The sequence below is a fragment of the Paraburkholderia agricolaris genome (assembly GCF_009455635.1).
In the GTDB taxonomy this organism is placed as follows: Bacteria; Pseudomonadota; Gammaproteobacteria; order Burkholderiales; family Burkholderiaceae; genus Paraburkholderia; species Paraburkholderia agricolaris.
Genome location: NZ_QPER01000001.1, coordinates 3102934 through 3123135, shown reverse-complemented (window position 1 = coordinate 3123135; position 20202 = coordinate 3102934). Strand labels below are relative to the sequence as shown.

The window sequence follows — 20202 nt, the reverse complement described above, 5'->3', positions numbered from 1 at the left end:
TGCGCGACCCGCATGCTTCCTGCCGCCGATTTCTCCTTGCAAGAAAACTATCGATGAATGCCCGCTGCCTGTCTTTGTTTGCCATCGTGAGCGCCTGCGTGCTGGCTGCCGCGCCCGGTGTTTTTGCCGCCACGCCGGCCAGCGCCGCGCTTGCCGGTGGTCCGGGTGGTTCCGGTGTTCCGGCTACCGCGTCCGGTTCTGCCTCTGCCGGTGCCGCTCCGGTTGCCGCCGCCGACAACGACGGTCCGGCGTACGGTCCCGAGTTGCAGGGTTTCAGCTATCCGGAGCCGGTCGGACAATACGACTTCACCTCGCAAGGCGTGGCGCTGCACATGGCGTACATGGATATCAAGCCGGCGCATGCGAATGGCCGTACGGCCGTGTTGCTGCACGGCAAGAACTTTTGTGCGGCGACGTGGGACGCCACCATTCATCGTTTGAGCGACGCCGGCTATCGGGTGATCGCGCCGGACCAGATCGGTTTTTGCAAATCGAGCAAGCCGGAGCACTATCAGTACAGTTTTCAGCAACTGGCGCGCAACACGCATGCGTTGCTCGAATCGCTCGGCGTGACCAACGCGAGCATCATCGGCCATTCGACTGGCGGCATGCTCGCGATACGCTATGCACTGATGTATCCGCACGAGACCGAACAACTGGTGCTGGTCAATCCGATCGGCCTCGAGGACTGGAAGGCGAAGGGCGTGCCGTCCTTATCGGTCGACCAATGGTACGAACGCGAGCTGAAAACGACCGCGGACGGCATTCGCCGTTACGAACAGGCTACCTATTACGCCGGCCAGTGGCGCGCGGACTATGAGCCGTGGGTACAGATGCTGGCGGGAATGTACCGCGGCCCCGGCAAACAGATCGTCGCGTGGAATTCCGCGTTGCTGTACGACATGATCTACACGCAGCCGGTGGTGTACGAACTCGGCCACCTGAGCATGCCGACGCTTTTGCTGATCGGCCAGAAGGACACGACCGCGATTGGCAAGGACGCAGCGCCGCCCGAGGTGCGCGCGAAGATCGGCCATTACCCGGAGTTGGGCAAGGCTGCTGCGAAGGCGATCCCGCATGCGACGCTGGTTGAATTCGCCGAGTTGGGGCACGCGCCGCAGATGCAGGATCCGCAGGCGTTTCATAAGGCGCTCCTCGACGGGCTGGCGGCGGTGACGGCTAATCGGTGAGTTGTTGCTGGGGAGTTGACTCGAACGTCAACCGGCCATGCGATATGCAAAAAAGGGCGGTCCTTTGCTGAGGGGCTGCCCTTTTCACCTTTTTCCGGCGTTGCCAGGCGCCGGTCGGATTATTCGTTGCCGGTGCGGCTACTTGTCCGCGCTCAATTCTTCGCGTACCTGAGCGGCAATTTCGAACGAGCGCAAGCGGGCCTGGTGATCGTAGATCTGTGCGGTCAGCATCAATTCATCCGCGCCGGTCTGGTCGATCACGGACAGCAGTCCTTCGCGTACCACATCGCGATCACCGACGATGGAGCAGGCGAGCGAATGCGCGACGCCGTTCATCTCCATCTCCGACGCTTCGAGCCGCTCCACTGGCGGTTGCAACTGACCGGGCGTGCCGCGCCGCAGGTTGATGAACTGCTGCTGCAGCGAGGTGAACAGACGTCGCGCTTCGTCGTTGCTATCGGCGGCGAACAGATTGACGCCGACCATCGCGTACGGTTTATCGAGTGTTGCCGACGGACGGAACTGTTCGCGATAGACCTTTAGCGCGGTGAACATGTGGTCGGGCGCGAAGTGTGATGCGAATGCGAACGGCAGACCGAGTGCCGCCGCCAGTTGTGCGCTGTACAGCGACGAGCCGAGCAGCCACAGCGGCACATGCAGGCCGGCACCGGGGACGGCGCGAATACGCTGGCCCGGCACGGGGTCGGCGAAATAGCGTTGCAACTCGACGACGTCGTCGGGGAAGGATTCCGCGCTATTTTGCAGATCGCGGCGTAGTGCGCGGGCGGTGCTTTGATCGGTGCCGGGTGCGCGGCCGAGGCCCAGGTCGATGCGGTCCGGATAGAGTGAGGCGAGGGTACCGAACTGTTCCGCGATGACGAGCGGTGCGTGGTTTGGCAGCATGACGCCGCCGGAGCCGACGCGGATTGTTTTCGTGCCACCGGCGACGTGGCCGATTACCACCGAGGTGGCTGCACTGGCGATGCCGGTCATATTGTGGTGTTCCGCCAGCCAGAAGCGGCGGTAGTGCCAGGTTTCCGCGTGCTGGGCGAGGTCCAGCGTGTTTCTGAACGCGTCCGCGGGGGTGGCGCCGGCGATGACTGGCGAGAGGTCCAGCACTGAGAAGGGGATCATTTTCTGTTCATTTGGTGTTTTGGGCGCTTTCGCGCGATGGGGCATTTTGGCAAAGGTTTTGGTTTTGTGCAGATGGCTCTGCGATTTCCATGTTTGTAGAAGGGTTTGGTTTGGGCCTGTTCGGCGGTTTTGTTGTTGATCTGGCTCTTTGGCGTTGCCTTGCTGTGTTCTTGTGGTCTGTTCTGGTGTTGGTCTTTTGGCCTTTCCTTGTTGTGTTAGTGGTCTATTAGCGTTGCCCCTGTGCGGGGCGGCACTTACTTTCTTTGCCGCCGTGTATAGACCGGAGACATGGTTGACAAACGTGCGGAGACATCATTGACACTTTATGGTCAGTGATTGTCGCTCCTCAGGTCAAGGGTGAGGATGCGGTGATGGGCAAACCAGAATTCAAATACGCCGTCTTCGCCCGGCTTTGCGCGTGCCGCAACCGGCAGTCCATAAAGTGCATTCGAGACCTTGAGGTGCCGTCCTTCAAAGCGTAGCCGGCCATCCGATTTAACCAGCAGCACCACGTCATCCGGGCCGTACTCCGGCTCCGGCAGGATCGATGGATACGCCCGGGGGCTCGGCCGGTAACGGCTGATGGGCGTGTCCATGCCGATCGCCTCATGCGGGCGCTCGCAGTTATATACGGTGCGCCAGCGGTCCAGTTCCTGTTGCACGTGCTGCTGGGTAGCGAAGCTTCGTCCGTTCAGTACTTCAGCCTTCAGCGTACGGTGAAACCGCTCGTCCTTGCCGTTGGTCTGCGGGTGGTAAGGCCGGCTGTAACTGATGCGGATACCCAGCCGGATCAGCCAGACGGCCAGCTCGGTGAGCTGACCCGGACTGCCAGGCGAACCCCACGGCGAGCCGTTATCGGTATTGATGCGTAACGGCAGGCCATAGTGTCCAAACGCCTCCCGTAATCCTGTCTGCACGGTAGCGGTGTCGGTGGGTCCACAGGCGCGCAGCAGGATGCTGAAGCGCGAGTGGTCGTCGAGTACCGTCAGGGGGCTGCAGCGCTCCTTCCCGAGGGTCTCAAAGTGCCCCTTGAAGTCCATCTGCCAGAGTACGTTAGGCTGCTCGTGCTCAAAGCGCTTCCAGGGTTGGCTCATCGCTGAATCGGCCGGCAGGATCAGGTTGTGCCGGTGCAGGATGTCGGTCACGGTGCTGGGCTGCGGCACCGCCTCAAGGCCCAGATCACGCAGGCGCCGGCTGATCTTGCGGCCGCCCCAGCGCGGATGGGCCTGGCGCAGCCGTACCACTTCCTGCTCCATCGCAGTGGGGGTCTTCGACGGACTGCTGAGCGGGCGTCGGGATTGATCTGCCAGCGCATGCTCGCCGCGATGGAGCCATTTGTAGCCGGTCTGCCGGCTGATGTTAAAGCGCTGGCACAGCTCGGTCATCGTCAGCGTGTCCTGACTGGCCAGATGAACAAATTCCTGTCGGAGGCTCATAGTGTCTCTTGCGTTCCAGGGCATGGTCGGGACCGGGTGTTTTAGTACCCGGAAGTGTCAACCATGTCCCCGCACACCTGTCAGCTATGTCTCCGGTCTATACACCGCCGCAAAGAAAGATAAGCAAAGAAAGCGGCGGCGGATTCAACCGGTCAACGCAACACCCAACGTTTCTGCCAGTTTTTCAGCCGGGTTCATAAATTGCAAGGTTTGCCGGGGCCGACCGTTCAGGCGCGCGGCGACCTTGTTCAATTCTGACTGCGAATAGCCGCCCACCGGCTCGCCTTTGGGGAAGTACTGACGCAGCAGGCCATTCGTGTTTTCATTACTGCCCCGTTGCCATGGACTTCGCGGATCGCAGAAATACACCTGCACGTCCGTGGCAATCGTGAAGTTCCGGTGGCTCGCCATTTCCGTGCCGCGGTCCCATGTCAGCGATCCACGCAGTTCTTTTGGCAGCTTGTTCACCTGTTTTATCAACGCGGACACCACACTTGCCGTGTCCTTGCCTGCCACCTTGACCAGCATCACATAACGCGAGTGCCGCTCCACCAGTGTGGCAATGTAGGTGTTGTTCGAACCCGCCAGCAGATCGCCCTCCCAGTGACCGGGCAGCGCGCGGTCCTCCACTTCAGCGGGTCTTTCGCTGATCGACACTGCCCCGATTATCTTGCCCCTGTTCTGGCCGCTTGCCGAGGCGCTCTTCGCCTGACGCATCGTACGGTTCGTACGAAGATGGGTGACGAGTTCCTTTTTAAGCACCCCGCGCGCCTGGATGAACAGGCTGCGGTAGATCGTCTCGTGAGATATCTGCATGTCCTTGTTGACCCGGAACTCGCGCCTGAGCCATCCCGCTATCTGTACAGGAGCCCATTGTAATTTGAGCTTGGCTGCCACCAGCCGGCGCAGACGCGCGTTGCCCGACAACGCACACGCCTTGGGCCGCCGTGCACGCTCCCAGGCATTCGCATCGGCCTCGTGCGCCCGATATCGCTGAATACCGCCATTGCGCCCGATCTCCCGGCTGATGGTCGATTTCGAGCGCCCCAGTTGCAGGGCAATCTGGCCCAACGATCTGTCTGCCCCCAAGGCCCGCGATATCTCCTCGCGTTCGGCAAGTGTCAGTGACCGGGCAGATCGTGTACGAGCGACCGGAGAGATTCCACCGGTCTTGTGAACAACCCGATAAACCCCACTCGGCTGACGCTCGAGCATGCGCGCGATTGTGCTCAACGACTCACCCTCGCGCCACATCCTCCATATCTCGTTCTTCTGCTCCGCGCTCAACCAATGTTTTCTTTGTCGTTCCATCGTGCTCCACACTCCATTTCCGTATTGGAACAGAGGTGTTGCAATGACCGGTTGAATCCGCCGCTCACCCCGCCAGCTCATAAGCGGGTCCCCCGCGCAGCCACGGTAGTGGTGCATCTGGAATCCGTGCACTCGCACACTCCGCGCCGTTGACAAAGCGCTCATCAGCTCCCACTCCGCACTGCGTGCGTCGCGGACGGGTCTGCCTGGGAAACCTGGCCGGCGCTTTGCATAACTGATGGTTTTCGAAACCGGGTTTCGGCGGCGCAGGCCGCCGGAGGTATGACTGCTTTGTCACTAACGCCGAATGTGCGAGGCGACAGATTCCAGATGCACCACTACCCCCTCCAAGCCAGGGGACCCGCTTAAGAATTAGCGGTTTGAGCCGCTTTCTTTTGCCTACTTTTCTTTGCGGCAGGCAAAGAAAAGTAGGTGCCGCCCCGCACAGGGGCAACGCTAATAGACCACTAACAAATCAAGGAAAGGCCAAAGACCCAGACCAACAGCAAAAAGCGCCGCGCAGGCCCAAACCTGCCGGGCAGGCACGACCCCAAACCCCATTACATGCAAACCCGATATAGATATGTCCGATCAATATTTAACAACCGCATGTAGCGCTGCTACCTTAAACCCCTCGAACAGAGCAACAGATCCAGCCAGAAAAGAAAAGCCACCGCCCCGCCGGGCAAACAGACCTCACTTAGGGAGACACCCACCGTGTCCATCGAATTCATCGGCATGATCCAGACCCGCAAGGTGTCTGAAACCCACTTACCGCAAGGCCCGGTCATCGACATCGACTACGTGGAGCAATTCGCCCGCGCACACGAAGCCGCGGGCTTCGACCGCATCCTCGTGCCGCATCATTCGACCAGCCCCGACGCGCTTCTCACCGTGGCCCACGCGGCCAGCGTCACCAGCAAAGTGCACTTCATGCTCGCGCATCGCCCAGGCTTCGTCGCGCCCACGCTCGCAGCGCGCCAGTTGGCAACCCTCGATCACTACTCGGGCGGACGCCTCGCCGTCCACATCATCTCCGGTGGCGACGACGCCGAACAACGCCGTGACGGCGACCACCTGTCGCATGACGAACGCTACGCCCGCACCGACGAATACCTGCACATCCTGCGCCGCATCTGGACCGAGGCGAAACCCTTCGATCATATCGGCCAGTACTATCGCTTCGAACAAGGCTTCTCCGAAGTGAAACCGGTGCAGCAACCGCATATCCCCGTCTACTTCGGCGGCGCGTCGGCGCCCGCACTCGAAATTGCCGGGCGTCATGCGGACGTCTACGCACTATGGGGCGAATCGAAAGCGCAAGTCCGCGAGCAGGTCGCCCGCGTGCGCGCGGAAGCAGCCAAACACGGTCGTACCGTGCGCTTCTCAGTGTCGTTCCGGCCGATTCTCGCCGCGACCGAAGCGGCCGCCTGGGAACGCGCGGAACACATCCTGGAGGAAACGAAGCGCCTGCGCGCGGTGCAAGGACTCGGTGCAGGCGGCCCGGCACAAAGCGAAGGCGCGCGGCGGCTGCTCGCGGCATCCGGCGAATCGGATCGCGTCGATGAACGTCTGTGGACCGGCGTGGCCAAGGAAATCGGCGGACGCTCGAATTCGACCGCGCTGGTCGGCACGCCCGAACAGGTCGCCGACACGCTCGCGGAGTATTACGCGCTCGGCGTCTCCACCTTCCTCGTGCGCGGCTTCGATCCGCTCGAAGACGCCATCGACTACGGCCGTGAACTGATTCCGGCCGCCCGCGAACGGATCGCGCGCGTCGAGCGCGTCGCCGCCTGAACGGAGTCACAATGACCGATCTGTCCACCGTGCTGCAAAATACCCCGGCGCCGCACAGCGCGCCCGCGTTGTACCACGCCCCGGATACGGCGCCGCTCCAGCGTCACGCGCCAGTCCGCAAATTCTGGTTCGACGACGTTGCGCCGCGTGAAAGCATCGCGGCAGAGCGGCGCTATCGGCAGGAACGGCTCGCTGTGGCGTTCCGCCTGTTCGCGCGCTATGGCTTCGACCAGGGGCTCGCCGGCCATATCACCGCGCGCGATCCGGAGTGGCCGGATCACTTCTGGGTCAATCCGTTCGGCAAGCATTTCAGCCGCATCCGCGTGTCCGATCTGCTGCTGGTGAATGCAGAAGGGGAGATCGTGGTCGGCGAGGGTCCGCTGAATCAGGCGGCCTTCGCGATTCATGCGGCAATTCACGAGGCGCGCCCCGATGTGGTCGCCGCCGCCCACACGCATTCGCTCTACGGCAAGGCATGGTCGACGCTCGGCCGCACGCTTGACCCGCTCACACAGGATTCGTGCGCGTTCTATCAGGACCACGCGCTGTTCGACGACTTTCGCGGCGTCGTGCTCGATACCGATGAAGGCGCGCGCATCGCCGCGGCGCTGGGCGAACGAAAAGCGGTGATCCTGAAGAATCACGGCATCCTCACCGCGGGTCCGACCGTCGAGGCGGCGGCCTGGTGGTATATCGCACTCGATAACGCCTGCCACGCGCAATTGCTCGCCGAAGCCGCGGGCACGCCGCAGCCCATTCCGCACGATGTCGCCACGCTCACACACGAGCAGGTAGGCCGCCCCGGCGGTGCGTTGTTTGCGTTCCAGAGCTTGCTGGAAGGGCTGGTCGAAGCCGAGCCTGACGTCCTCACCTGAACGGCCCTCACAAGATGACCCAACGTTCTGATTCGCCGGTTTCGCTCCGGCGCCGCCGGCTCGTGTCCGCGCTGCCGGCGGCCGCGTTGCTCGGCGCAGCGGGCACCGGCGCGATGTCGGCAATGGCCGCCGCAACCACGCCCGCGGCCAGTGAGAAAACCGAGCCGCGCATCGATCTCAGCAAGGTCCGTTTGCGTGTCGCGACCTACAAAGGCGGCGACGCTACGCTGCTGAAAACCGCTGGCCTCGCGGATACGCCGTACGCCATCGACTGGTCCGAGTTTCAGTCCGGCAATGCGATGGTCGAAGCGATGAACGGCGGCTCGCTCGACATCGCCTCGGGCAGCGAGATCCCGCCGATCTTCGCGCGTCTGCAGAACGCCCAGGTGCGTGTGATCGCCGTCTACAAGGACGACGTCAACAACCAGGTCGTGCTGGTCCCGAAGGGCTCGGCAATCCGCTCCATCGCCGATCTGCAGGGCAAGCGCGTGGGCTATCTGCGCGCCACCACGACGCATTACTACCTGCTGCGCATGCTCGAAGAGGCAGGGCTCTCGTTCAACGATATTCAGGCCACCTCGCTCGCGCCACGCGACGGCTTCGCGGCGTTCAACGCGGGGTCGCTCGATGCGTGGGCGATCTACGGCTACAACGTGCCGCTGGCGATCTCGCAAGCGGGCGCGCGCGTGCTGAAAAACGCCAACGGCTATCTGTCCGGCAATTACCTGTATTACGGCCATCCGTCGGTGCTTGCCGATCCGCAACGGCGGGCAGCGTCGGCGGATCTGCTGGTGCGGCTGCAACGTGCCTGTGCGTGGTTCGGCCAGCATCAGGATGCGTACGCGAAGGTGTTGTCGGCGGAGTTGCGCGTACCCGAGGAGGCGATCCGTTCGCTGTATCGCAACCAGAGCCAGCCACGCCGCGTCACCGGCGTCACGGCGGCGGACATCGCGAGCGAGCAGCAGGTGGCCGATACGTTCGCGCGGGCGGCAGTAATCGACCGCCATGTCGACGTCGCTCCCTTATGGACCGATACCTTCAACGCCGCGCTCGCCCGCGGTGTGTAAGCGATTCAAGCCAACTTACCTTCTGATCATTCAATGACTCAAACCTTGAGGCCGGACCGGCTGCGCGCGTTCGTCGGCCGGATTGCTTCGCTTGTCGACGAACGTGGGCCCGAAGCACAGTTGCTCGACGCGGGCGGTGCCGCATTGCGCGAACTGATCGCGCACGACGACTGGTTGCCCGACGCCTTCGCGCAGCCCGATCCCGAGCGCTATCAGCAATTTCTGCTGCATGCCGATTCGCAGCAGCGCTTTTCAATCGTCAGTTTTGTATGGGGACCGGGCCAGTCGACGCCGGTGCACGATCACACCGTATGGGGTTTGATCGGCGTGTTGCGTGGTGCGGAAATTGCTCAGGGATATCGCATCACGCCAGGCGGCGCGCTGGAGGAAGACGGGGTGCCAAAGCGTCTCGACACCGGAGCCGTGGATGCCGTGTCGCCGCGCATTGGCGATATCCATCGTGTGAGTAATGTTTTTCGTGACCGTACGTCGATCAGCATTCACGTGTACGGTGCAAATATTGGCGCGGTGACGCGTTCCGTCTATCCTGCCGGCGGTGGGTGCAAAACATTTATCTCCGGTTACTCGAACGACGTGTTGCCGAATATCTGGAATGTTTCGAGGGAGTCCCTGATCTCATGAGTTTCGCTAAAGAGTTCCGTATCCGATCATTCAAAGACGTGCGCCGCGCGCTGCTCGAACGCGAGGAAATCGCGCTCGTCGACGTGCGCGAGGAAGATCCGCACGCACGCAGTCATCCGTTGTTCGCAGCGAATCTGCCGCTGTCGCGGCTCGAACTGGACGCGCCGGTGCGTTTGCCGCGCCGCGACGTGCCGCTGGTCGTGTTCGACGACGGCGAAGGGCTCGCCGAGCGTGCTGCAAGCCGTCTGAGCGAGCTGGGTTATACCGACGTGGCATTGCTCGAGAATGGTTTGCAAGGCTGGCGCGAGGCGGGCGGCGAGCTGTTCCAGGACGTCAATGTGCCGAGCAAGGCATTCGGCGAACTGGTCGAAAGCGAACGCCACACGCCGTCTCTCGGCGCGCCGCAAGTGCTGGCGCTGCTCGATCACGAGGCTGACGTGGTGGTGCTCGATGCCCGCCGCTTCGACGAATACCAGACCATGAATATTCCGGGCAGCATCAGCGTGCCGGGCGCCGAACTGGTGCTGCGTGCACGTCAGCTTGCGCCGAATCCCGCCACGCGGATTGTCGTCAACTGCGCGGGGCGTACGCGCAGCATCATCGGCGCGCAGTCGCTGATCAATGCGGGGGTGCCGAATCCGGTGGCGGCGCTGCGCAATGGCACCATCGGCTGGACCCTGGCCGGTCAAGCGCTCGCGCATGGCAGTTCGCGCCGCTTCGAGCCGATTGTCGATGACACGCTTCGTCTCGCCGCCGCCGATTCCGCGCGCGAGGTGGCCGATCGTGCGAGAGTGGGGCGCACCTCGCGTGACGAAGCACGCCGCTGGGCCGACGAAGCGGTGCGCACCGTCTATCGCTTCGACGTGCGCACGCCGGAGGAATACGAAGCGGGGCACGTGCCCGGTTTTCGCAATGCACCGGGCGGTCAGCTTGTGCAGGAGACCGACATGTTCGCGCCGGTGCGAGGCGCGCGCGTGATTCTCGCCGACAACGACGGCGTGCGCGCGAACATGACTGCGTCGTGGCTCGCGCAGATGAACGTCGAGGTGTACGTCGTAGACGGCTTGAACAATGCGGACTTTGCTGAAAAAGGCCCCGCGCCCGCCGCGCGTTATGCACCTGTGCCGCCCGAGGTTGATGAAATTTCACCGGCTCAACTGGTTGCGCTCCTGCAGTCGCCCGGCACCATCGTGCTGGATTTCACGACTAGCGCGAACTATGTGAAGCGCCATATCCCGGGCGCATGGTTCGCGATTCGTGGGCAACTCGAAGAGGCGTTGCGCAAGCTGCCGGATGCGCAACGGTATGTGGTGACCTGCGGCAGCAGTCTGCTTGCGCGCTTCGCTGCGCCTGACGTGGCGGCGTTGACAGGTAAGCCGGTGCAGGTGCTAAGCGGCGGCACGAGTGCGTGGATCGAAGCGGGTCTCGCCGTGGACAGTGGCGAGGCGCGTCTGGCTTCGCCGCGCATCGATCGTTATCGTCGTCCGTATGAGGGAACCGATAACGCGCGCGAAGCGATGAACGCGTATCTGGAGTGGGAGTACGGATTGGTCGCTCAGCTTGGACGCGATGGGACGCATGGTTTTCGCGTGATCTGAGGGGCGGGCTCAGGCGGCGCGCTGCGCCCGCGCCTCCTTGAATTGCCGTTCGATCGCAGCACCAAACTGCTCGACCGGCTGCTGCAACTTACCCAGCACGCGCGGGTGCACGAGCCAGATATCGATGAGCGGCTTGAAGTCGCTCATCGAGACGATGTCGAGCGCGTCCGCATGAGCGCTGGCCTGCAGCAACGGTAGGGGCACGAGTCCCAGACCGTTGCCGTCGGCAACCAGTTGCAATTGCAGTTCGGTGCCGAGTGTTTCCAGATTGAGCTTGAGCGCGAGCCCCAGGCCCGTCAGCGCGCGTTGCAGGCCGTCGCGAAAGCCGCAACCGTCCGGATTCAATACCCACCCGATCGACTGGCATTCCGCCAGCGTATGCGCGCGTTTCTTCAACAAGCCTTTCTGCGCGACCACTGCCAGCTTGACGCGGCCAAGCGAGCGCGCCGACAAGGTTTCGTCGAAGGTCTTGTTGCTGGGCAGCAGGATCGCGGCGGCGTCGAGTTCGCCCTGCTCGACGCGTTGCAGTAACTGGCTGCCCCAACCGGTCGACGCCCGCGCTTGCAGATCGGGGTAGGCGGTCTTGAGGCCGCGCATCGCATCGGTGAGCGCGATATCGGCAATCGTCTGCGCGACGCCGAGGCGCAGCATGCCGACCGGCGGCGTATCCGTGGCGACGATCTCGCGCAACACGTCGAGTTCGCGCTGGATCACGCGGCATTGTTCGTAGACGATGCGGCCCGTTGCGGTCGCCTTGAGCGGACGTGTATTGCGGTCGAGCAGTTCGACGCCGAGCGCCTCTTCGAAGTTCTGCAGGCGGCGCGTGATCGCCGGTTGCGTGAGGCCGAGTGATAGCGCCGCCTGTTGCAACGACTGACAGCGAATGACGGTGACGTAGGCGTCGATATCGTCGATCTTCATGGTGAGCGGTGACTCAGTGAGTGCGCCAGAGGCGCAGGTTTTGTGCGTTCGATGATACCCGGATCGATGCGGGCGCACGCTATGCCGCTCAAGAAAATTCGCATATTTGCTTAGCAGAATAATGCGTTTGTCTTATACAGATGTGTGCCTTATCGTCGATGGCACATCATCTGAACACCACGACGCAATCGCCGCCATGCCGACCTCCCGCTCCTCTTTGTCCGCCTCATCCGTTTTGCAGCGCGCGTTGTTCAAACCGCTCGGCGCGGCGATGTGCGCCCTATGCGCCCTATGCGCGAGTGTGAGCGCAACGCAGTCTCATGCCGCGGATTTACCGGTGCTCAAAGTCGGTGACCAGTCCTTGCAAACACGCGGCATTCTCGAAGCATCCGGCCAACTGAAAGACCTGCCGTACAAGATCGAATGGTTCAACTTCCCGGCGGCGCAACCGCTCGGTGAAGCGCTGAATGCCGGTGCCGTGGATGTCGGCGGCCTGGGCGATGCGCCGCTCGTGTTCGCGCTCGCGGCCGGCGCCCGGGTGCGGGCCGTCGCGGCGACCCGGTCGAATCCGCTGGATCTCGCGATCGTCGTCGGCGCGCATTCGCCGTTGAACGATGCCGCGAGCCTGAAGGGCAAGCGCATCGCCACCACACGCGGCTCGATTGGCCACTATCTCGCGCTCGCCGCGCTGAAGAAGGCCAACGTGCCGTTGACCGACGTCTCGTTCGTCTTCCTCGCACCCGCCGATGCGAAGGCGGCGCTTGCGTCAGGCAGCGTCGATGCATGGTCGGTGTGGGACCCGTACACCGCGCTTGGCGAAGCGCGCGATCACGATCGCATCATCGCCAACGGCGTCGGTCTTTCCGAAGGACTCAGCTATCAGGTTGCGACCGAACGCGCGATTACGGACAAGCGCCCGCAACTCGCCGACTTCCTGCGACGCGTGGCGACCGGTCAGCGTTGGGCGCTTTCGCATCCCGACGACGTGGCGGCGATGCAATCGAAAGTCACGGGTCTGCCGACCGACGTGCTGAAAACCGTCTATCAGCGTGGCCAGGTGCATCCGGTGGCGATCGACGACAGCGTCGTCGCCGCGCAGCAACGCACCGCCGATACTTACGAAGCCGCCAATGTGATCCGGGCCCATCTCGATGTGCGCACAAGCTTCGATCGCAGCTTCCCTCTGCCTTGATGACGATGCGCTCTCCTGGAGTTCCCGTATGAATGCCCCGATTGCCGAAAGCGCGGTGACGCGCCGTCATCCACCGCTCGATAGCGATACATTCGACGCCTTGCTCGCGCAGCTCACGAGCGAGTTCGCGGCCGGCGCGGCTCACTACGACCGCACGGCGGAATTTCCGCACGCCAACCTGGCGCGCCTGCACGAATTCGATCTGCTTTCGTTGACGGTGCCCGCATCGCTCGGCGGCGCCGGGGCGAGCCTGCCGCAGGCCTTGAAGGTAGTACGCGCGGTGGCGCGCGGCGAGCCGTCCACGGCGCTGGTGCTGGTGATGCAGTACCTGTTTCATCATCGCTTGCAGGGCAATCCGCATTGGCCTGTCGAGCTGCGCGAACGGGTGGCGCGTGAAGCGGTGCGCGACGGCGCGCTGATCAACTCGTTGCGCGTTGAACCTGAGCTGGGTACGCCGGCTCGCGGCGGCTTACCGTCGACTATCGCGAAGCGCAGCGCCGATGGCTGGATTATCGACGGCAGCAAGCTGTACTCGACCGGCAGCCCTGGCCTCACGTGGCTCGCGGTATGGGCGCGCAGCGACGAGACGCCGCCGCGCGTCGGCGTGTGGCTGGTGCATCGCGATACGCCTGGCGTGCGGGTCGGCAGCGAATGGAATCATCTGGGCATGCGCGCCACGGGCAGTCACGAGCTTGTATTCGACAACGTGTTGGTGCCGGCCACTCACGCGGTTGACGTTCACCTACCCGGCGAGCCGAGTGCCGGACTCGATCCGCTCGGCTTTGCGTGGATGAGCGTGCTGTTGTCCGCGGTGTATGACGGCGTCGCACGGGCCGCGCGCGACTGGTTCGCGCAATGGGCGGCCGGGCGCACACCCGGCAATCTCGGCGCGCCGCTCGCGAGTCTGCCCGCGTTCCAGCAGACGCTCGGCCGTATCGACGCGCTGCTGTTCAGCAATCGCGTGTTGCTCGACTCAAGCGCGCATGCCGAACGCGTGACGCTCGACGAAGCGCCGCTGGTCAAATACACGGTGACGAATCAGGCCATCGAGGCGGTGCAACTGGCCGTCGAGGCGAGTGGCAATCCCGGCTTGAGTCGTGACAATCCGCTCGAGCGTCACTATCGCGATGTGCTGTGCGCACGGATCCATACGCCACAGAACGATTCGGTATTGCAGGGAGCCGGACGCACCGGTTTCGCAGCGTGGCTCCGCTCGTGAGCAGCGCTGCCCGTGCGGCTGGCGGCGAATCCTCTGCCGATTTGGTGTAAACGCGCACTCGTCTAAATCCGCCAATCCGTTTAGATTAGCTGCACTTGGAAGGCTTATCGAGGGACCAGGGCGGCCAAACAAGCAGCGGTCTGCCATTCCGGCGATGGCGCAAGGTTAGAGGCCAAGGCCTCTCGCCGCCTTGCCCGGGACCGGACCGCTGCGCGTCGTCCAGGGTGCTTCGTTTCAGGCGGCTGGCTGGCCGCCATCACATTCCCGATTGACCCAATCGACCCGACCGGCCGATTCCGGCGACGCTTTGCACAGCGTCGCCTTTTTGCTTGTGGCGCCCGTTTTCACGGGTTTTGCTCTCCCTTTCGCCATACCACGCCGGACGACCGCTTATGGCTGCGCGCCGCTCGCTCGCGGTTTTTTCCGTGCGCGGTTATCCTGTTTATTATGTAGCACCCCCTACACAACGGGATGCGGGTGGAATGACCGCTTCGCGTCCGTACAGGAAACTCGCTGTGAGCCTCAAATTGCTGACTGTCGTCATGCTGGCCGGGTGCGTTGCACTGACCGGCTGCGACGACCAACAGAGCGACCGCGCCGTGCAAAAACTCAAGGATTTCTTCAACGCCGTCAAGCCGGACGCGTTACTGCTCAAGAATATGACGCCGGGCATGACCACCGAGGCGCAGATCCGCGACCAGATGGGCAAACCGGAAACCGAACGCACGTTTACCGACGGCTCGAAGCGTTTCGAATATCCGCGTGGGCCGCAAGGGCTGAACACGTACATGGTCGACATCGACCGTGACGGCAAATTGCAGGCGATCACCCAGGTGCTGACCGCCGACAACTTCGCGAAGATTCGCATCGGCATGACCGAGGACGAGGTGCGCCGCCTGCTCGGCAAGCCAGGCCAGGTCGCGGTGTTTCCGCTCAAGCCGGAAACCGTCTGGAGCTGGAAATGGCGCGAGCGGGGAGTGACTGAAGAGGGTATTTTCAACGTGCATTTCGATCAGTATCAGAAGGTGTACACGACATCGCGTTCGGATGTGATACGTGGGCGATAGTCGATAAAAGGCGGGGAACACATGATCCATCGACGTCGATATAACCGGATCGGGCTGGTGTTGGGGGGCGGTGCAGCGCGTGGCTGGGCGCATATCGGCGCGATTCGCGCGTTGCACGATGCGGGCATCAAGCCGGACGTGGTGTGCGGCACGTCGATTGGCGCGCTGGTGGGCGCGATCTACGCGAACGGCGACCTCGACTGGCTGGAGGAGTGGGTTTCGCGGCTGACCTGGCAGACGGTGGTGCGGCTACTTGATCTGCGGCTGTCGGGCGGTTTGCTGGGCGGACGCAAGGTGATCAAGATATTCGCGGACAAGTTCAACGGTTGCTCGATTGCCCAGTTGAACATGCCGTTCGCGGCGGTGGCCACCGAACTCGACTCGGGGCGCGAGAGCTGGTTGCAGGACGGCAGCGTGGTCGACGCGGTGCGCGCCTCGATTGCGATTCCGGGGATTTTCACGCCGGTGTTTCACAACGGTGTCTGGCTGGTGGATGGCGGCTTGAGCAATCCGGTGCCGGTTTCGGTGGCGCGCGGCATGCGGGCGGACTGCGTGATTGCTGTCGATTTGAACAATGACATTCTGAATGGGCGCGATTTTGACGGCGCGGTGGTGGATACACCCGCGCTCGATCCGGATGCGCCGCCGCCGGGGTCATTGCGGCGTAACGGCAAGCCTTGGCCGAAGTGGCTGGCCCCTGCCGAGGGGCGTGCTTCCGACGATGTGCGGGTGCCGCCGCCGCCGAGCGCGCGGGTGCCTTCGATGCTGAGTTCGATTGCGCAGAGTATTGACATCATGCAGGTGCGGATTACGCGGAGTCGCCTGGCTGGCGAGCCGGCCGATATTTTGATTCAGCCGCGGCTGGGCGGGATGGGGATTTTTGATTTTCACCGGGCTGGGCCGGCCATTGAAGAAGGCCGGGCGGCGGTGGAGGTTATGTTGCCGGCGATTCGGGCGCGGTTGGGGATAGGGTAGGTGTTTTTGCCTGCCCGGCAGGTGGGGGCCTTCGCGGCGCTTTTTGTTGTCTGGTTCTTTTTGGCGTTGCCTTGTGGTGTTCTTGTGGTTTGTTTCTGGTGTTGGTCTTTTGGCCTTTCCTTGTTTTGTTAGTGGTCTATTAGCGTTGCCCCTGTGCGGGGGGGCACCTACTTTTCTTTGCCTGCGGTGTGTGTCAAGGTAGTTGTCGCGTGAACCGTTACGCTGCCTGCCTGTACATTTGGGTCGAGGCCGAGGTTCGTTCCGGATTCAGATAGACCGCGTCTGCCAGATGCCAGTTCCGGATAGCTCCTGACCAGCGCGCCGGGTTTCGCATGCGTGCGCTCCGGTACAGCGCTCGCCGTCGGGCCAGCAGGTCACTGGCTTCGCCCCGGTGACGTTGGCCCGGGCTGACATACTTCAGACCGCTGTGACAGTGCTCTTCGTTGTACCACTGCACGAAGCGCTGCACCCATTGCCGAGCCGCCTCCAGCGTGTCGAACGGCTGCTCTGGCCACAACGGACAGTACTTCGCCGTTCGGAACAGCGATTCGGCAAAAGCGTTGTCGTTGCTCACACGCGGCCGGCTGAACGAAGGCTGCACACCCAGATCGATCATCGCCGCGCGCATGGTGGCGCCTTTCATTGCACTGCCGTTATCAGAGTGCAGCACCAGCGGACGCCCGGCGACGCCTTCACGCAGACACCCCTTGGCCAGCAGCACGCTCGCGTGCTCGGCCGACTCCTGCTCCCAGACCTCGTTCATCACCAGCTTGCGGCTGTAGATGTCCTTCATCATGTACCAGTAGAAGTACCGGCCCCTTACCGTGGTCGGCATCCAGGTGATATCCCAGCACCACACCTGATTCGGACCATCGGCACAATGCGTCGTGAGCGTGCGTCGTTGCGGGGCACGCGCGCGGCCCCGGCGCTGGCCCTGTCCTGCCGCTTTCAGCACCCGGTAGAACGTCGATTCGGAAGCCAGATAAACCCCCTCATCGGCCAGTTTCGGCACGATCTGGTGCGGCGTCAGGCTCGCGTAGCCCGGGCGGTTGGCCGCATCGAGTACGGCCTGCCGCTCGGCTTCACTCAGCCTGTTGGGCGGCGCTGCACGCTTCACCTGAGTGCGCCCGTCATGCGGCAACAGGCGCCAGCGCTGGACACTGCGTATGCTGAGCCCCAACTGCTCGCATGCTCGCGAGCGGCATGCCCCTTGCCGTACGGCTTCATCGATCAACTGCATGGCTTCATCGCGATCCGGGCTGCTGATCAGTCTTCCTCTTCCTTGCCCCAGATCGCGTCGGCTTTTTTTCGCAGGTTCAGCAACGCCGCCGCCTCCGCACGGGCCGCATCGCTGCGCTTGAGCTGGCGCTCCAGTTCACGGATGCGCTTCTGGTGAGCCTTCACTTCCTTGCGCTGGGCAGCCGTGAGTTTCGCCTCCGGCACGTTGGCCTGCTCGCACGCCTGACGCCACTGCCGGATCTGCTCCGGATAAATGCCCTTGCTACGGCAGTATTCTGAGGTCTCCACCTCGTTCAGCGATGCCGTCTCCAGCACCACCCTGAACTTGTCGGCGCTCGACCATTGATCGCTTGTCTTGCCATTGCCCGGCATGAATCCCCCAGCCTGTCTCGCGCTCTGCCGCCAGGCACGCAGTGTCACCGTCGTGATGCCCGTCGCCCCTGCCAGCTCGATGACCGCACGATTGAACGGCGGCATCATCTGTTTGACTACCCATTCCCGCGTCTCTGCTGAATAGCGTCTCATATTCCATTCGCTGTCCGCCCTCCATCTTTACATCAATCGTTCGAGTGAGGCGACAACTAGCCTGACATGGAGGGCCGGCAAAGAAAAGTAGGTGCCCCCCCGCACAGGGGGAACGCTAATAGACCGCTAACAAAACAAGGAAAGGCCAAAAGACCAACACCAAGAACAAACCACGAGCCCAGCAAGGAAAGCCCAAAGACCCAGACCAACAACAAAAAAGCGCCGCGAAGGCCCCCACCTGCCGGGCAGGCAAAAACCCCCCACTTACTCCTATCAAAAAAGCGACTCAAAACTTGCTAAATCGCGGCAGCGCCGCCGCCGCACATTGCACCTTACAAAACCATATCCCCCACAAAACCAAGCCCCTGCAGCCAGCAACCCACCCCAAACAAGCAATTGCTGCGCCGCAGCACAACCCTCCACCTTCTTTGAGAAATTAATTTCCGCTTGCGAGACTCCGCGCCATGCCGGATGAGTCGGGCGACCATAACCCGCCCCCATCCATGACATCGTCAATAAAACCTGGATGGAGACACGCGTGTTCCTTTACGGCTTTGGTCCGGTGCTACTGGCCGGTACGATCCAGACGATCGAGCTGTCCGTCCTGTCGCTGGCAGCCTCCGTGCTGCTCGGCCTCGCAGGCGCGGCGGCGAAACTCTCGTTCAATCGCCCGCTCCGGGCAATCGCAACCGGCTACACCACGCTGATCCGCTCAGTGCCCGACCTCGTGCTCATGCTGCTGCTGTTCTACAGCATCCAGATCGCCGTCAACAATCTCACCGACGCGCTCAATCTGCCGCAGTTCGATATCGACCCATTCGTCGCCGGCGTGCTAACCCTCGGCTTCATCTACGGCGCGTACTTCACCGAAACCTTTCGCGGCGCGTTTCTCGCCGTACCGCGCGGCCAGCTCGAAGCGGGCAGTGCCTACGGCATGAGCGGCGCGCGAGTGTTCACACGCATCCTGTTTCCGCAGATGATGCGCTTCGCGCTGCCCGGTATCGGCAATAACTGGCAGGTGCTGGTCAAGGCCACGGCGCTGGTGTCGATCATCGGTCTCGCCGATGTCGTCAAAGCCGCTCAGGACGCCGGTAAAAGCACCTTCAACATGTTCTTCTTCATCCTGATCGCCGCGCTGATCTATCTGGCGATCACCACCGCGTCGAACCTCGTGCTGATCTGGCTGGAAAAGCGCTATTCGATCGGCGTGCGCCACGCGGAGCTCTAACACCATGATCGATATCCTCAATCAATTCTGGCGCGCGTTCCTCTACTGGGACGGTCAGCGTATGTCCGGTCTCGCGGTCACGCTGTGGCTGCTGGTGGCGTCGATCGGGATCGGTTTTTTCATGGCAATTCCGCTCGCAGTGGCGCGCGTGTCGAAGAAGCGCTGGCTGTCGACGCCGGTGCGTCTCTATACCTACGTGTTTCGCGGCACGCCCCTGTATGTCCAACTGCTGCTGATCTACACCGGCATGTACAGCCTGGAATTCGTGCGCTCGCATGAGTTGCTCGACGCGTTTTTCCGCAGCGGTTTTCACTGCGCGATTCTCGCCTTCGCCCTGAACACCTGCGCGTACACCACCGAGATTTTCGCCGGCGCAATCCGCTCGACTTCGCACGGCGAAGTGGAAGCGGCCCGTGCCTACGGCATGAGCTGGTTCACGATGTACCGCCGCATTGTGATACCGTCCGCGCTGCGCCGGGCGCTCCCGTTGTACAGTAACGAAGTAATCCTGATGCTGCACGCCACCACGGTCGCGTTTACGGCCACGGTGCCGGACATCCTGAAGGTGGCGCGCGACGCGAATTCGGCCACCTATCAGTCGTTCGATGCGTTCGGCCTCGCGGCGCTGATTTACCTCGTGGTGTCGTTCGCGCTGGTGGCCCTGTTCCGCCGCGCCGAGCGTCACTGGCTGGGTTACCTGGCGGTGCGTACGCACTGAGCAGGCCTGTTTCGATTGAGCGGCGCGGCCCGTTGCGCGCCGTCATATAGATTGATCCGTATTTTCAA

17 protein-coding genes are annotated in these 20202 nt (G+C 62.7%); 12 read left to right on the top strand and 5 right to left on the bottom strand.

Features of this window, described 5'->3' with window-relative positions:
* The first annotated feature begins 53 nt into the window (after positions 1-53).
* Positions 54-1190 carry an alpha/beta fold hydrolase gene (locus tag GH665_RS13765; protein WP_153136328.1) on the top strand — a complete coding sequence of 379 codons (1137 nt, stop codon included), beginning with the start codon at positions 54-56 and terminating at the stop codon, positions 1188-1190.
* Positions 1191-1328: 138 nt separating this feature from the next.
* Here the strand turns inward: GH665_RS13765 and GH665_RS13760 are convergent, their stop codons facing one another.
* From GH665_RS13760 to GH665_RS13750, 3 genes are all read right to left on the bottom strand, one after another.
* Positions 1329-2324 (bottom strand): LLM class flavin-dependent oxidoreductase, encoded by a 996-nt coding sequence (locus GH665_RS13760; protein WP_153136327.1) that lies wholly within the window; start codon positions 2322-2324, stop codon positions 1329-1331.
* A gap of 329 nt (positions 2325-2653) precedes the next feature.
* Entirely contained in the window at positions 2654-3784 is a 1131-nt protein-coding gene (locus GH665_RS13755) for an IS481 family transposase (RefSeq protein WP_153134442.1), read from the bottom strand.
* A 120-nt stretch (positions 3785-3904) separates the two neighbouring features.
* Positions 3905-5071, bottom strand: coding sequence for an IS30 family transposase (locus tag GH665_RS13750; protein ID WP_153134736.1), 1167 nt, complete (start codon positions 5069-5071; stop codon positions 3905-3907).
* A 717-nt stretch (positions 5072-5788) separates the two neighbouring features.
* Here GH665_RS13750 and GH665_RS13745 point away from each other — a divergent pair.
* Genes GH665_RS13745 through GH665_RS13725 form a run of 5 tightly spaced genes read left to right on the top strand, consistent with a single transcriptional unit; the run spans position 5789 to position 11050 of the window.
* Positions 5789-6868 (top strand): LLM class flavin-dependent oxidoreductase, encoded by a 1080-nt coding sequence (locus GH665_RS13745; protein WP_153136326.1) that lies wholly within the window; start codon positions 5789-5791, stop codon positions 6866-6868.
* Positions 6869-6888: 20 nt separating this feature from the next.
* Positions 6889-7743, top strand: a complete 855-nt coding sequence (locus GH665_RS13740) for a class II aldolase/adducin family protein (protein ID WP_408278871.1) — start codon at positions 6889-6891, stop codon at positions 7741-7743.
* A 14-nt stretch (positions 7744-7757) separates the two neighbouring features.
* Positions 7758-8810, top strand: coding sequence for an ABC transporter substrate-binding protein (locus GH665_RS13735; protein ID WP_217361878.1), 1053 nt, complete (start codon positions 7758-7760; stop codon positions 8808-8810).
* Between the two features lie 33 nt (positions 8811-8843).
* Positions 8844-9452 (top strand): cysteine dioxygenase family protein, encoded by a 609-nt coding sequence (locus GH665_RS13730; RefSeq protein WP_153136325.1) that lies wholly within the window; start codon positions 8844-8846, stop codon positions 9450-9452.
* Entirely contained in the window at positions 9449-11050 is a 1602-nt protein-coding gene (locus tag GH665_RS13725) for a rhodanese-related sulfurtransferase (RefSeq protein ID WP_153136324.1), read from the top strand. Before GH665_RS13730 ends, GH665_RS13725 begins: the two co-directional genes overlap by 4 nt.
* A gap of 9 nt (positions 11051-11059) precedes the next feature.
* Here the strand turns inward: GH665_RS13725 and GH665_RS13720 are convergent, their stop codons facing one another.
* On the bottom strand, positions 11060-11971 hold the full coding sequence (locus tag GH665_RS13720) for a LysR family transcriptional regulator (RefSeq protein ID WP_153136323.1): 912 nt from the start codon (positions 11969-11971) through the stop codon (positions 11060-11062).
* 196 nt (positions 11972-12167) lie between these two features.
* Between GH665_RS13720 and GH665_RS13715 the strand changes: the two genes are divergently transcribed.
* From GH665_RS13715 to GH665_RS13700, 4 genes are all read left to right on the top strand, one after another.
* The gene (locus GH665_RS13715) at positions 12168-13163 is read left to right on the top strand and encodes an ABC transporter substrate-binding protein (RefSeq protein ID WP_153136322.1); all 996 of its coding nucleotides are present in this window, start codon (positions 12168-12170) and stop codon (positions 13161-13163) included.
* Positions 13164-13191: 28 nt separating this feature from the next.
* A complete protein-coding gene (locus GH665_RS13710) occupies positions 13192-14382 on the top strand; it encodes an acyl-CoA dehydrogenase family protein (RefSeq protein ID WP_153136321.1) in 1191 nt (396 codons plus the stop codon).
* A gap of 515 nt (positions 14383-14897) precedes the next feature.
* A complete protein-coding gene (gene bamE, locus GH665_RS13705) occupies positions 14898-15449 on the top strand; it encodes an outer membrane protein assembly factor BamE domain-containing protein (protein ID WP_153136320.1) in 552 nt (183 codons plus the stop codon).
* A 21-nt stretch (positions 15450-15470) separates the two neighbouring features.
* The gene (locus GH665_RS13700; RefSeq protein ID WP_153136319.1) at positions 15471-16424 is read left to right on the top strand and encodes a patatin-like phospholipase family protein; all 954 of its coding nucleotides are present in this window, start codon (positions 15471-15473) and stop codon (positions 16422-16424) included.
* A 217-nt stretch (positions 16425-16641) separates the two neighbouring features.
* Here GH665_RS13700 and GH665_RS13695 read toward each other — a convergent pair.
* A protein-coding gene (locus tag GH665_RS13695) for an IS3 family transposase (protein ID WP_425496036.1) occupies positions 16642-18188 on the bottom strand; the annotation gives its coding sequence in 2 pieces (ribosomal slippage) (positions 16642-17723 and positions 17723-18188; 1548 coding nt in all).
* Between the two features lie 538 nt (positions 18189-18726).
* Between GH665_RS13695 and GH665_RS13690 the strand changes: the two genes are divergently transcribed.
* Together GH665_RS13690 and GH665_RS13685 are read left to right on the top strand one after the other, a co-directional pair.
* Entirely contained in the window at positions 18727-19416 is a 690-nt protein-coding gene (locus tag GH665_RS13690; RefSeq protein ID WP_120343413.1) for an ABC transporter permease, read from the top strand.
* A 4-nt stretch (positions 19417-19420) separates the two neighbouring features.
* Complete coding sequence (locus GH665_RS13685; protein ID WP_153136318.1) at positions 19421-20134, top strand: ABC transporter permease; 714 nt, start codon at positions 19421-19423, stop codon at positions 20132-20134.
* The last annotated feature ends 68 nt before the right edge of the window (positions 20135-20202 follow it).